The organism is uncultured Gimesia sp. (genome assembly GCF_963976445.1).
GTDB lineage: Bacteria > Planctomycetota > Planctomycetia > Planctomycetales > Planctomycetaceae > Gimesia.
The window spans coordinates 48,556-62,408 of record NZ_CAXBKP010000018.1; the positions used below are offsets into that span (position 1 = coordinate 48,556).

The 13,853-nt window shown below is 51.6% G+C and carries 9 protein-coding genes; 8 read left to right on the plus strand and 1 reads right to left on the minus strand.

All coding sequences use genetic code 11. The annotated features are described in order from the left end of the window. The first annotated feature begins 4 nt into the window (after positions 1-4). The 8 genes from AAC022_RS18555 to AAC022_RS18590 all read left to right on the plus strand — a co-directional run bounded on the left by AAC022_RS18555 (position 5) and on the right by AAC022_RS18590 (position 10,035). On the plus strand, positions 5-415 hold the full coding sequence (locus tag AAC022_RS18555; RefSeq protein ID WP_339733460.1) for a DUF393 domain-containing protein: 411 nt from the start codon (positions 5-7) through the stop codon (positions 413-415). Beyond that, a complete protein-coding gene (locus AAC022_RS18560) occupies positions 415-1,749 on the plus strand; it encodes an FAD-dependent oxidoreductase (RefSeq protein WP_339733462.1) in 1,335 nt (444 codons plus the stop codon). Before AAC022_RS18555 ends, AAC022_RS18560 begins: the two co-directional genes overlap by 1 nt. Further along, positions 1,665-2,447 carry a DUF1365 domain-containing protein gene (locus tag AAC022_RS18565; RefSeq protein WP_339733463.1) on the plus strand — a complete coding sequence of 261 codons (783 nt, stop codon included), beginning with the start codon at positions 1,665-1,667 and terminating at the stop codon, positions 2,445-2,447. Before AAC022_RS18560 ends, AAC022_RS18565 begins: the two co-directional genes overlap by 85 nt. Then, the gene (locus AAC022_RS18570) at positions 2,444-3,757 is read left to right on the plus strand and encodes a cyclopropane-fatty-acyl-phospholipid synthase family protein (RefSeq protein WP_339733465.1); all 1,314 of its coding nucleotides are present in this window, start codon (positions 2,444-2,446) and stop codon (positions 3,755-3,757) included. The genes AAC022_RS18565 and AAC022_RS18570 overlap by 4 nt, the downstream gene beginning before the upstream one ends. Next, positions 3,754-4,548, plus strand: coding sequence for a DUF1295 domain-containing protein (locus AAC022_RS18575; protein ID WP_339733467.1), 795 nt, complete (start codon positions 3,754-3,756; stop codon positions 4,546-4,548). Before AAC022_RS18570 ends, AAC022_RS18575 begins: the two co-directional genes overlap by 4 nt. Further along, positions 4,545-5,663 carry a cyclopropane-fatty-acyl-phospholipid synthase family protein gene (locus AAC022_RS18580; protein ID WP_339733469.1) on the plus strand — a complete coding sequence of 373 codons (1,119 nt, stop codon included), beginning with the start codon at positions 4,545-4,547 and terminating at the stop codon, positions 5,661-5,663. The genes AAC022_RS18575 and AAC022_RS18580 overlap by 4 nt, the downstream gene beginning before the upstream one ends. A 281-nt stretch (positions 5,664-5,944) precedes the next feature. Next, positions 5,945-8,605 (plus strand): DUF1592 domain-containing protein, encoded by a 2,661-nt coding sequence (locus AAC022_RS18585; RefSeq protein ID WP_339733471.1) that lies wholly within the window; start codon positions 5,945-5,947, stop codon positions 8,603-8,605. A 2-nt stretch (positions 8,606-8,607) separates the two neighbouring features. Beyond that, on the plus strand, positions 8,608-10,035 hold the full coding sequence (locus tag AAC022_RS18590) for a DUF1552 domain-containing protein (protein ID WP_339733472.1): 1,428 nt from the start codon (positions 8,608-8,610) through the stop codon (positions 10,033-10,035). A gap of 30 nt (positions 10,036-10,065) precedes the next feature. On the opposite strand, the gene AAC022_RS18595 is transcribed toward AAC022_RS18590, so the two are convergent. Beyond that, on the minus strand, positions 10,066-13,779 hold the full coding sequence (locus AAC022_RS18595; RefSeq protein ID WP_339733473.1) for a two-component regulator propeller domain-containing protein: 3,714 nt from the start codon (positions 13,777-13,779) through the stop codon (positions 10,066-10,068). Positions 13,780-13,853 lie beyond the last annotated feature (74 nt).

Genomic DNA, 13,853 nt, shown 5'->3' on the forward strand with positions numbered 1-13,853 from the left:
ATCTTTGACGAATCAACAGATCGAAGTGGAAGTGTTTTTTGACGGTGCCTGCCCGTTGTGCCGGAAGGAAATCAACATGATTCGTCGTCTGGATCGTCGTCACAAAGTTATATTTACCGACATTTCTGCACCTCAGTTTGAATTAGACGCTTATGGTAAATCCAGGGAGCAACTCATGGAGGAAATTCATGCACGTCTGCCTGATGGAACCTGGGTTACAGGCGTCGAAGTATTCCGCAAGTTGTATTCTGCCATCGGTTTCAGCTGGCTGGTCTTTCCCACTCGACTGCCGGGAGTCTCTCATTTTCTGGATCTTGCCTATCGTGTTTTCGCGAAAAATAGACTGAAACTGACCGGTCGTTGTCATGGGAATTCCAGTTGTGAAATTAGCAGTCAAACGAAAGAGGTGCGGTGATGAAAATTGCGATCATCGGCGGCGGCATCTCGGGGATGACTGCCGCTTACCGCCTGCATGAGCAACATGACATCACACTATTCGAAGCCAATCACTATGTCGGCGGACATACCAATACGATTGATGTCGAACAGGATGGCGCGCACCACGCCGTCGATACGGGATTTATCGTCTTTAACTATCAGACGTATCCGAATTTTACACGCATCCTGAAGGAACTCGGCGTGGCATCGCAGCCGACCGCGATGAGTTTCAGTATGAAGTGCGATCGAACGGGCCTCGAATATCGTGGCGCCGATTTGAACGGCTTTTTTGCTCAGCGCCGGAACCTGATCAGCCCGAGTTTCTATCGTCTGCTGCGTGACATCCTGCGATTTAACCGCGAGTCACTTGAGATTTTACAATCGACCGATGAAGTACAGACGGTAGGCGACTATCTGGCACGACATCACTACTCACAGGCATTCATCGACCAATATTTTCTACCAATGGGATCAGCGATCTGGTCCTGTCCGCTGGGAACGTTTGAGCAATTTCCGATTCGATTCATTGTTGAATTTTATCAGAATCATGGAATTCTGGCGATTCGGGATCGACCTGAATGGAGAGTGATCTGTGGCGGTTCCAACACATACGTCAAAGCGATTACCGCCGGATTTCGTGAGTCCCTACGTGTTGAGACACCGATTAGCTCAGTCACACGCCACGCAGATTATGTCGAGGTGACTCCATTAAACAGTGTTTCAGAGCGATTTGACCATCTGATTTTCGCCTGCCACAGCGATCAGGCATTGCGAATTCTGGGGGCAGGAGCGAACTCGGTGGAACGGGAACTCCTTTCGGCGTTCCCTTATGAAGCAAATGTGGCCCAATTACATACCGACACCTCGGTTCTACCTAAAACGACTCGTGCGTGGGCCTGTTGGAATTATTTCATGCCTCGCGGCAGTAATCAGAAAGCAACTGTCACGTACAACATGAATCAGCTGCAGGGCTTGCAGACAAAAAATACATACTGTGTGACATTGAATAGTGAAGATCGCGTTGATCCGGATAAGGTCATTCGCCGCATCAATTATGCGCATCCCATTTTTACTACGGGACGTGCTGCCGCACAACGGCGTCACTCGGAAGTGATCAATCAGCAGCATACTTCGTTTTGCGGCGCGTATTGGGGAAATGGTTTTCATGAAGATGGAGTGAGTAGTGCGTTGGCAGTTTGCAAGGCGTTATTGGGAACAGATGAAACATGGAAAGTGGGATCTACGAAGGTTGGGTTAAACACAGACGATTCACACCCGTTGAGCACAGTTTCCTCAACCGAATCTTCCTGATGTACCTCGATCTGGATGAGCTGGAGAGCCTCTTTGAGAGGCGCTGGTGTTGGTCTACACGTCGGCTTGCTCTGGCGCAATTTCGTCGTGAAGATCATTTGGGAGACTCTCAAAAGTCGCTGGCGGAATCTGTTCGCGATCTGGTCGTAGAGCAAGGGCATGTCCGTCCACAGGGGGCGATTCGGTTACTGACCCATTTACGTTATTTCGGCTTCATGATGAATCCGGTTTCGTTTTACTTTTGTTTCGATCAAATCAATGAACAGGTTGAAACCATCGTGGCTGAGGTCAATAACACGCCTTGGGGCGAGCAACATTGTTATGTGTTGGGGCGAGATCAGTTCAAGGAACAGGGCGAGAATTCATCAACCGAGAAGGAGTTCCACGTCTCGCCTTTCATGCCGATGGATATGGAATATTTTTGGCAGTTTTCTGAACCCCGTCAGGCGTTGACCATCAATATTGAAAATCAGCAACAAACGGAAAAAGTTCTAAGCGTGACGATGCAGCTGAAACGACGAGAAATTACGACAGCCAGTTTAATGCGCTCTCTGATGCGATATCCGCTAATGACCTGGACCGTTTTTGCTGCGATTTACTGGCAGGCACTGCGATTGTGGATCAAACGGGTTCCCTTTTATCCACATCCCGGCCTTTCTATCTCTTCTGACGAAAGTTCAAGTTCGAGGACACCATGACGGCACTTGAGAATACTGTGGATAATCGAGACATGGAATTGACTTCACGACTGGGATTGATCGATTCGGTCTGTCGCCGCTTGTTGTTCAAGCGATTGCAGCGACTGGTTCGTGGACAGGTCATTCTTTATGACGGGCGTGAGCGACTCTGTTTTGGTGAAGAGAATTCCGATTTGTGTGTCGAGGTGATCGTGCAGCATCCTCGGTTTTATCGTCGTGCGGTGCTGGGCGGCGGACTGGGGATTGCGCAGTCGTTGATTGACGGAGACTGGTCAGCCGATGATTTGACATCGCTGGTTCGGATCTTTATTCGAAATCTGGAAGTCGCCGACCAATTTGAGCGAGGTTTTGCCTGGTTTCGTCAGAAGGCGGCCAGAGCAGGGCACTGGCTCAGACGTAATACCCGCATGGGGTCAGCCCGAAATATCCATGCGCATTATGATCTGGGGAACGATTTCTATCAGTTATTTCTCGATGAGACGATGTGCTATTCCAGCGGCGTGTTTGAAAATGATTCTTCTACTATGCAGGATGCCTCGCTGGCGAAACTGGATCGCGCCTGCCGCAGCCTGAATCTGCAGCCCGGCGATCATTTACTGGAAATCGGTACCGGGTGGGGTGGACTGGCGATTTATGCCGCCGAGAATTATGGCTGCCGTGTTACAACGACGACGATTTCTCGTGAGCAATTTAATCTGGCTGTTGATCGCGTCCACGCAGCAGGCCTTTCCGATCAGGTTACAGTTTTGCTCTCGGACTATCGCGATTTGGAAGGGGAGTATGATAAACTGGTTTCGATCGAAATGATTGAAGCCGTCGGTTCCGAATATTTTGAAACGTATTTCGAAAAGTGCAGTCAGTTGCTGCGCTCTGATGGGATGATGTTTCTGCAAAGTATTGTGATCAAAGATCAGCGGTTCGAAGACTATCTCCGCAGTGTGGATTTCATTCGCCGCTATATATTTCCGGGCGGTTGTCTACCTTCCGTGGCAGCCATTCTGCAATCGACGGCCCGCGCTTCCGACTTGCGACTGCTGCAGCTGGATGATATCGCCCCGCATTACGCCCAGACTTTACGTTGCTGGCAGCAGCAGTTTCAAAATCAGTTGGAACGGGTGCGCGAACTGGGCTATTCCGACTCGTTCATTCGCATGTGGAACTATTATTTCAGCTACTGCGAAGCGGCATTTGAGGAACGGCAGTGCAATACGGTTCAGATGCTGTTTGCCAAATCGGGCTGTCGCTTTGATCCGGTTAAGCAGCAGGCTGTTGACCAATTCGTTTCTCAGGAACAGGAGGTCCTGGCATGAATCCCTGGTTGATGATGGGCTGCGGTTGGATTTTTATGGCACTCGTCATGGCTCTGCTCTGGCTGTTACAGCGAAAGACCGGAGATGCAGGTATCGTGGATGTGGCCTGGGGCATGGGGGTCGGATTCCTGACCCTGTTTTTTGTCTGGGGCAGTCACGAGGGGGATCTGATACGACGGATCGTACTGGCTGTGCTGGCGATGGTCTGGGCACTGCGGTTGAGCGGATACGTTTTGTGGCGTGTGTTAACTATGCCGGAAGACGGACGTTATCAGACCTTAAAAGAGAACTGGGGCATTGCCGCTCAATCCAAACTGTTCTGGTTTTATCAATTTCAGGCTATCGGCAGCCTGCTGTTTGCGCTGCCGATGTTGATCGCTGCGCAGGGCACATCTCCATTGGGAGTGTTTGATTTTCTGGGGATCACTGTCTGGTTGATTGCGATTGTGGGGGAACTGGTGGCTGACTGGCAACTCGCCCATTTTCGTGCGAATTCCGACAACAAGGGGCAGGTATGTCGTGAGGGACTGTGGAACTATTCCCGGCATCCAAATTACTTTTTTGAGTGGTTGCATTGGTGGTCTTATGTCGGTCTGGCGATGGCGGCACCGTGGGGCTGGCTCACCATTTTGGGACCTCTGCTGATGTTGCACTTCATTCTGAATGTGACCGGGATTCCCCCCACGGAAGCGCAAGCGCTGAAAAGTCGTGGTGATGCCTACCGGGACTATCAGCAAACGACAAATGCGTTTTTCCTCTGGCCTCCTGAAAAGAAACAGGTGACAACATGAAATCCGATTTGATCATTAATGCTGCGATTGAACTTGTTGAACGAGGCTGGGTTCCCGATTGGCTCACGCGGCGGGCCATTCGGAGACTATGCGCCAAACGTCTGGCGACATTGGATGCCGGCGGCGATCACGCCAACGCAGAGCTACGTCAGGCTTTTATTGAAGCGGCGAAACAGAGCCCTGTCGCCCTTGTTCCGGAAAAGGCGAACGAACAGCATTATGAAGTTCCTGCCGAATTCTATCAGCGTGTATTAGGCGACCGTCGTAAATACAGTTGTTGCTATTGGCCGGAAGGAGTCTCCACACTCGACGAAGCAGAAACAGCGGCGTTACGCGCGACTTGTCTGCATGCTCAGCTGGAAGACGGAATGCAGGTTCTGGAGCTGGGGTGTGGCTGGGGATCGTTGTCGCTGTGGATTGTGCAGAACTATCCAAACTGTCGCGTGACGGCGGTGTCGAACTCGCATTCTCAGCGTGAATATATCGCGCAGCAGGCAGTAGACCAGGGGGTATCCGATCGGCTCACCGTCATTACCGCTGATATGAATGACTTTTCGACGTCACAGAAGTTTGATCGTGTGATGTCGGTCGAAATGTTTGAACATATGCGGAACTATCAACTCCTGCTGAACCGCATTTCCAATTGGTTGACCGACCAAGGAAAATTATTCGTGCACATTTTCTGTCATCGTCAGTTCGTGTATGAATTCAGTGACCAAAGTGCCGACGACTGGATGGCTCGCCATTTCTTCACCGGCGGAATTATGCCCAGCGACGATTATCTGTCACAGTTCAACGATCACATGAAGGTCGCCCAACAGTGGCGCTGGGATGGGCGACATTATCAACGGACTTCCGAAGCCTGGCTGGCGAATCTCGATCAAAGGCGAGACCAGATATTGCCGATTCTGGCTCAAACCTACGGCGAAGAACAGGCAAATCGTTGGGTCATCCGCTGGCGTCTGTTCTTCCTGGCTGTTGCGGAACTGTTTGGTTATCAGGACGGCTCAGAATGGTATGTTTCCCATTACCTGCTGGAACCGGTTCCTTCTCAAAACGCAGTCGATAACGCTGAAACGTTACAAACACCGCGTGACAAGTATTCCGTGGTTTGAGCGTCGCGCTGGTCGAGGATTGACATGTGCCTGACAGGGGTTTACGATTGATCTTGTTCTGTGATTGATTGCGCGTAAAAACAGGTCACTTGAGGAGTTCTTCCTCATTCTTTGCCGTTGTGCAGATGAAAAGGCATCACCGAAAATCACAGTGACATGGTAACGTTGATGTCTCCCTGCCTATTTCAGCAATGCAGCGTTAATAGCGGTGCTGTGTCAGCTTTGAATTTTGATGGTTCATCAATTCAACCTGGCATCCTACAGATGACAAGGACCATGTGATGACCACGAGTCTCAGACGTTTTGTCGTGCGGAAACAAATACTGGTCTGTCTGCCGTTCTTCTTTTTCGTGTCCATTGGTTCTCTCGCCGCGGCTGCTCCTCGCGTTTCCCGTGATCTGCAGGTGTTATACACATTTGACGCCGGACAGGGCGCTTTGATTCGGGATCGTTCCGGGGTCGGACAGCCACTCGATTTAAAAATTGAGAAACCTAAGGCAGTGCAGTGGAAGCAGGGGGCGCTTGTCGTTCGTGCTTCTACAAAAATCAATTCCGCCGCATCGGCTAAGAAAATCATTAACCCGGTCAAACGGGCGAATAGCTTGACCGTCGAAGCATGGATCAGCCCTGCGAACGATCGTCAGAAAGGTCCGGCTCGGATCATTTCACTTTCAGGAAATTCGAGCCAGCGGAATCTGACTTTGGGACAGGAAGGGAAACAGTACGACGTGCGTTTGCGCACGACCTCGACCAGTACGAATGGGCTTCCTTCGACCGCGACCCCGAACAAATTTGTGAAAACAGCGTTGACGCATGTGGTTTATACGCGTGACACACAGGGGACTGCGCGAATTTATATTAATGGTCAGCAACAGGCTCAGCAGATGCTGTCCGGCAAGCTCAGTAACTGGGACAACGATTTTGGGTTGATTCTAGCGAATGAAAAAACAGGGGGTCGACCCTGGTTGGGCGAATTTCATCTAGTTGCGATCTTCAGTCGTGCTCTGACCGACAGTGAAGTCAAACAGAATTTCCGAGCGGGAACGACATCCAAAACCAACAGTGCAGAAACAAAAGCAGCACTCGCAGCCGCAGAAGCACGGCATGAGTTTGAAACGCAGGTTGCGCCACTACTGGCGCGGAACTGCCTGGATTGTCACGACTCGGCTGCCAAGAAAGGCCAACTCGATTTATCACGAAAAGTGGCCGCATTTGCTGGTGGAGAGAGTGGGAAAGCGATTGTACCCGGTAAGGCAGGGGAGAGTCTGCTGTGGGAACAGATCAAAACTGGTGCGATGCCTCCCGAGGGTGAGCCGCTGACGAAGCAGGAAAAAACGTTACTTAAACAGTGGATCGACAAAGGGGCGGCCTGGTCGATTGAAATGATTGATCCGGCCGTATATGTGTATGAGGGCCGCGCGGGGGCTGTCTGGTTGCAGCGGTTGACGGTTCCTGAATATATCGAAACCGTGCGCAGTGCCGTCGGTGTTGATATTGCGCGGGAAGCCCGCGAACTGTTGCCGCCTGATTTGCGGGCCGATGGTTTCAGCAACACGGCTTATAACTTGAATGTCGATCTCAAGCATGTGGAGATCTATGCCCGTCTCGCAGAGATCATCGTGGAGCGGATGGATGTCATGAAGTTTGCGGGGCGCTTTTCCAAAAGCCGGAAACTTTCTACCGATGCTACCATGCGAAAGTTTATCGCCGACATGGGGAAATGGTTATTCCGCGGTCCGCTCGAAGACCGTGAAGTAACCACTTATAGTGGCATTGCGACGACGGTCGCCAGTGCGGGGGGTAATTATCAGGAAGCAGTCAGTCTTACAATTGAAGCGATGCTACAGTCTCCCCGCTTTATCTACCGAATCGAAAATCAGCGCGGCGATGGCAGTGCGTGGCCCGCTGATGATTATGAACTCGCGTCTCGGATGAGCTATATCATCTGGGGCGGACCACCGGACCAGGAATTGATGCGGGCTGCCGACGCGGGCGAATTACATAATCGCGCGAAGGTCGAAAAACAGGCCCGCCGCATGTTGCAGGACCCGCGAGCCGTTAATCGTTCTCTGCAATTTCTCTCGGAATGGTTGAATCTGAATCGGTTAAGCAATCTCCGCCCAGATCGGAAAAAGTTCCCGCACTGGAACGTAGGACTTGCGGCAGACATGCGCGACGAAACACAGGCCTTTTTTAAAGAGATTGTCTGGGAGCAAAATCGTCCGCTGTCGGATTTGTTAAACGCGCAGCTGACTTATGCCACGCCTGGCCTGGCAGCGCACTATGGTCTCAAACCCAAAGGTACTGGACTCAAACGTTATGATCTGTCTTCTGTTCCCGCACGGGGTGGCCTGCTTACCCAGGGGAGTGTACTGACAGTAGGGGGAGACGAAGCGTCGATGGTGACTCGTGGTTTGTTTGTGCTACACGGAATCCTGCGCGGTGTCGTGAAAGATCCTCCCCCTGGTCTCGATATCACGCCTGTCCCTTCGAAACCAGGGTTGTCCCAACGACGGATTGCGGAACAACGGCTGGCGAATGTTTCCTGCAGCGGCTGTCATGTCCGCTTTGAACCGCTGGCATTTGGTCTGGAAAAATATGATGGCCTGGGGGCCTTTCATGAACGAGATGAGCATGGAAACCAATTGCGCGAGGATGGAGAAATTCTATTCCCGGGCGCGGCCAAACCGGTCTCTTATGAGACGAGTGCCGCGTTGATGAACCTGATGGCAGAGAGTCCGCGCGTTCAGGAATCGATTACCTGGAAAGTCACCCAATTCGCATTAGGTCGACCGCTTGTTGCCTCAGATGCGCGAATACTGGATCAGATTCATAAAGCCGCCCAGAAAAAGGGGGGAACCTATTCCAGTTTGATCACAGCAATCGTATTGAGTGATCTGGTACAGATGACGAGAACGGAACCTAATTCATCGGAGAAGTGAGAATGTTGAAACGAAAGATGAATCGGAGAATGATGCTGCGAAGCATGGGAGCAGCGACGGTTGGACTGCCGTTACTGGAAGAGATGCTGGATTCCCAGGTGGCAGCGGCTCCAAAGCAAGCGGTTCCGGTCAGAGCGTTCAATGTGTTCTTTGGTCTCGGAGTTCCTGCTCCGTTGCAAACCGAAGGCTTCGAAGGCGTCCTAGAGCCGCTGAAGCCATTAAAAGACAAACTGCTGATTATGCGGAATGTCGATCAGATTCGGTGTGATGAAAAAGGGATCAACGCGCACTACGATGGTGCCTCCGGCGCGTTTACCGCGGAACCTCCCAATGGAGAAGCCCGGTCAGGAGGGCCTTCGATTGACCAGGTGGTCCGCAAAACTCATTACCCGAAAGGATTGCCGGCGGGCATGGTGCCGACATTGATCGGTGGGACCTTCTTCCGGCGCAGTCGCGTGGGGCGCTATGTGCATAGTTACAATCAGGATTGTACGGTGGCTGCGACGATGCAGGAAAAACCGCGCGATCTGTTTGACCGTGTTTTTGGCACGATTTCTCTCTCAGGCGATGAATCGGATGTGCGGCGGAAACGACTCAAACGGAGTGTGCTGGATTCGGTTGTCGCGGACTACAAGTATTATACCGGAGCGAACTCGCCACTCGGTTCGGCTTCGAAATCGCGCGTTGCAGACCACCTTGATCGTATTCGTGAATTCGAACAGCGTGCCTTTGCGTTGAAGAGCAAAAGTCCCAATGCACCTCAGTTACCACCTCGTTCGCAGATTCTTCACGGCGGACCGGCAGACCCTGGTGGTATGGGAGTTGATATTACGCTTGAGGAACTGACGACCGAATGGCGTTTAATGGCTGATCTATATGCGCTGGCGATTCAGATGGACCGTACCCGATTTGGCGCTTTGACTTTTCTGGCAGCGGGAGAACGGATTCGACTGACGGGTGACTATGAATATGACGGCAAAAAAATCTGGCAGTTTGACGATGCCCGCCAGCAGAAGGCTTCAGGGGATAAAGGCTGCAGTCACGAATGGTGGCACAAGTTCAATGAGAAGAAGAAAAATGAGGCACTGCGGGCGCATGCTCACATGAAGATGCGCGAGATTGCCTACTTCCTGCAACGGCTGAATGACGCTGATTCCAGAGAGGCCAATGGTCGGACGATTCTGGAAAATTCTCTGATTACGATTTCCACCGAGTCAGGCGATGGTCGCCATAATGATGTGAAACGCGAATTGTCAGGAGTGTTCCATGCGATCACCGGTGCGAATGGGCGTTTCAAAACGGGCGAAATCATGGACGTCGGTGCGGAAGGGATTGATGTTTACAATACGATGCTTGCGGGAATGGACGTCAAAGACCGGCTCGGGCCTGCGAAACGTGAGTCAACTTCCGTCGATTCGATACGGGCGTGAGAACAGTCTGTTGGTGACAGACTCTAATTCCTAACTTGCTGGCTGGTTGGTTTCTGCGAATATTTCAGATAATGCACTCGACAGGTTCTCTCGCTGGATTGGTTTGTGAAGCACTTTCCAGGGACCAAAACCGTGGGGATTCAATTGCACCTGTTTGGGTGTGTAGCCTGAAATGAAGAGAACGGGAATTTCGGGGCGTTCCACACGAATCTGTTCTACAACTTTGTCCCCATTCAGGTCGGGCAATACGACATCAGAAACGACTGCAACGAAGTGAGACGGAGTTTCTTTCCAGATGGCCAGTGCCTTGGTTGCGTTGTCTGCTTCGACAATCCGGTAACCATCCCGTTCCAGCATTTCCCGCAGCGCCTTGCGCACACCACGATCGTCTTCTATCAGTAGTATGGTCCCGGTCACTTTTTCTGGTGTTGTAGGTGTAGTATGAATCGGCTGCTCAATACTTTGACTATCTGATTTTGGAAGCAATAAACGAAAGCAGGTTCCGATTTCAGGTGAGCTTTCCAGTTCGATAAATCCTCCATGTTGCTCAACAATCTCTTTGACCGAAGTCAGCCCCAGTCCGGTTCCTTCGCCATTTCTTTTCGTTGTGTAAAAGGGGTCAAAAATGTGCTGTTTCGTTTTTTCGTTCATGCCACAGCCTGTATCGCGGACAGCGAGACCGATAAAATCTCCGGCAGGCCGTTCTGGTGTACTTTCCGATTGCGCAATCGTTTGTTCGAATGTGGATATCGTCAGTGTGCCCCCTTCAGCCATGGCGTGACGGGCATTGACGATCAGGTTCATGAGTACCTGATGCAGGTTTCCCGAGTCCGCCAGTACGAATCCCAGGGAATCTGCCAGCTCGCATTGAATGTGAATGTCTTTACCGAGGACTCGGGAAAAGAAGGGGAGTGTCTTGTTGATCAGTTCATTGTAGTTAATGAGTTGTCGTTTCGAAGAGCGGTTGGAACTGAATGTCAGCAGTTGTCGAGTCAGTTCGGTTCCTCGTTCTGCTGCTTCCTCAATGGAATTTAATGCCGGGGCGATGCCTTCAATCGGTTGTTCTTCCAGCTGAAGATTTGCCAGTTCCAACTCGCACAGAATGACTGTCAAGAGGTTGTTGAAATCGTGTGCAACGCCTCCGGCAAGACGGCCTAAAGCTTCCATTTTTGTGGCTTCGCGCATGCGGAGCTCCGCGGTATCACGTTTTCGTTCTGCGCAACGGCGTTGTAGTACTTCGTGACGCAGCACTTCTACGTACCGGGTGGTACCAGCAATAAGTACCGTTGCCAGCACGAGCGCAAGTGTCCGAAACCAACGCGTTTCCCAGAATGGGGGATGCACAATAACACCTAGTGAGACTCCTGCTTTATTCCAGAGTCCAGAATTATTCGAACCCTGAATGCGCAACAGGTACTGTCCGCCTGGTAAACCGGTGTAGCGTCCAGAACCTTCCTGCGATTCAAACCAGGTTGTGTCAAAGCCCTCCAGCTTGTAACGGTAGCGATTTAGTCCTGGCATGGAATAGCTCAGAGCCGCTGCCTCAAACTCAAAATAATTGGCGGGCCACGCGAGTTCGATATTGTGCACGCGGATGGGGTCGGCGTGCAGTGCCATTGGTACCTGCGCTTGTGTCAGGCTTGTGAGGACAACCGGTGGAATATAGTCGTTGGCCTTGAGTTTATCCGGACGGAAGTGGGTCACACCGCGCGGGCCACCAAACCAGAATTCGCCGTCCCGAGTCTTGTAAAACGATGTTAATAGAAACGAATCGCCTGGCAGTCCTTCTTCCCGACCGAACACCTGCGGTGGGATCTTTCCCGTTGGGTCAAAGGCGGTCAGTCCATCGGCTGTGCTCACCCACAGGCGGTCCTCGTCCTCCAGAATGCCCAGGACCATATTGTCTGATAGCCCATGTTTAACAGTAAAACGTTCGAAAATGCCATTCTCTTCATCGGATAAACGATGAAGTCCATCGGACGTCGCGATCCAGAGAGTACGGTTGTGATCTCGATGAATGGATTGGATCACACCGGAATGCAGGCCTCCTGAGTTTTCTACACCATTCCAGTAGTGGTCAAAACCAGTTGCATCCTGTTGCAGCCGGTCCAGTCCGTTATCGGTTCCAATCCAGAGTGTTCCATCGATGTCTTGATGCAACGCGCCATAACTTGCGGTATCGTTCGCGAGACTGGCCGGGTCATCGGAGTCATGGACAAATCGTGTTGCTACTCCTGTTTGGGTATCGAAGAGGGCCAGGCCTCCCCCCTGGGTCAGCAGCCAGAGCGAACCGGGATGAAGTTTGTCTTCTAAAATGCGGCGGATACAGTTTGATGCGGGGATGCTTTGCGGGTTGGAAGGATCGTGGCTATAGCGGGTCAGCACTCGCTCAGCCTTTCGATCAAATTGGAGAAGGTCGCCGCCATAGATGGCGATCCAGAATTGTTGGCGACTATCTTCGGCGAACGCGGAGACGAGCTGGTTTTTCAGTTGCGAATCGGTTACTGGCGTTGCAGTCCCCTTTTTTCGGTCAAATTTTCGTAGCCCCGCAATGGTACCGAGCCACATGGTACCTTCTCGATCCTCATAAATGGGAAGTAGTCCGCTTCCCAGCGCTGCCAGATCGAATCCCATGCTATTCGGATCAAATTTGACCAGTCCATCCAGACTCACAATCCAGAAAATTCCGGACGCATCCTCGAATACAGTCCGTGCACCACGTTGTGAGAGTCCTCCTGGAGTAGGGCCGAAGCGGGTAAAGGTACCTTGGTCCGGATCGAGACGTGAAAGGCTCGCATCGCCATTAAAGGATGTGATCCAGAATGCGCCTTCTCGATCTTCATGCACGCTTGTGACGACAGGGCCGCCCAGAGTCTGGGGGTTATTTGCTTCGAACTGAAAATGAGTCAGATCTCGGGTCTGGGGATTGAAGCGATCAAGTCCTTCCTGGGTGCCGATCCAAAGTCGATGTTGACTGTCCTCGAAGATCGACCAGGCTTGAGAGCTACTGAGACCATCGGACACGCCGATCCGTAGATCGATTTTCTCTGTTGCAGGATCGAACCGCGCGGCGCCTCCGCCGAATGTTGCCAGCAACAATTTGCCATTATGGTCTTCGGTAATTTTATAGACGTTATCGTGTGGTATCGTCGTAGCGTCCTGTTTTAAATGGCGATAACACAGCACTTCATTTTTCACGGGGTTGAATTTCAGCAGTCCTTGACCGTTTGTTCCGATCCAGAGATGGCCGTTTTTATCACCATGCAGCATCCAGATGCCTGCTTTGCCTGAATGGTTGGGGCATGGTGGAATGGGAACCTGTGAAAAGTGCCCTGTCCTTTTGTCATAACGATTTAAGCCGCTGAGTGTGCCAATCCAGATGACACCATCCGAATCTTCATAGAGCGATGTGACGTTACTGCCAGACAGCTCACCGGAACTCGCAGAAAAGCGTTTGAGGTGACGACTGTCATAGCGATAGAGTCCGCCTCCATAAGTGCCAACCCAGAGGTATCCGTCACGGTCTTGCAGACAGGCACCTGATAACTCCGCTCCGATTTCTACAGCCAGCTTGAAGTCAGGCCGTTCCGCCAGCGCAGGTGTATTCGCGAGCCGCTTGTCACCGCTGCGGGGGGTCTGTTGTTGTTCTTCAAATTTTGGTGCCGTTATCTGACGTTCCAGACCCCAAGGGAGCAGGAAGCTAACCGTCAGACCAAGAATGAAGATGATCAGGCTTACCTTCATGGTTAACAGTATAGGCTAAGGTGGGATGCAGAAAAACCACTATGCGAGTAGAAAATTGCTTCTGGTGTAAAAAG

What these genes read in the sequence shown, in the direction of transcription:
- AAC022_RS18595 (WP_339733473.1), bottom strand. Translation starts at nt 13,779, where the DNA reads ATGAAGGTAAGCCTGATCATCTTCATTCTTGGTCTGACGGTTAGCTTC.
- AAC022_RS18565 (WP_339733463.1), top strand. Translation starts at nt 1,665, where the DNA reads ATGGAAAGTGGGATCTACGAAGGTTGGGTTAAACACAGACGATTCACA.
- AAC022_RS18590 (WP_339733472.1), top strand. Translation starts at nt 8,608, where the DNA reads ATGTTGAAACGAAAGATGAATCGGAGAATGATGCTGCGAAGCATGGGA.
- AAC022_RS18560 (WP_339733462.1), top strand. Translation starts at nt 415, where the DNA reads ATGAAAATTGCGATCATCGGCGGCGGCATCTCGGGGATGACTGCCGCT.
- AAC022_RS18580 (WP_339733469.1), top strand. Translation starts at nt 4,545, where the DNA reads ATGAAATCCGATTTGATCATTAATGCTGCGATTGAACTTGTTGAACGA.
- AAC022_RS18570 (WP_339733465.1), top strand. Translation starts at nt 2,444, where the DNA reads ATGACGGCACTTGAGAATACTGTGGATAATCGAGACATGGAATTGACT.
- AAC022_RS18585 (WP_339733471.1), top strand. Translation starts at nt 5,945, where the DNA reads ATGACCACGAGTCTCAGACGTTTTGTCGTGCGGAAACAAATACTGGTC.
- AAC022_RS18575 (WP_339733467.1), top strand. Translation starts at nt 3,754, where the DNA reads ATGAATCCCTGGTTGATGATGGGCTGCGGTTGGATTTTTATGGCACTC.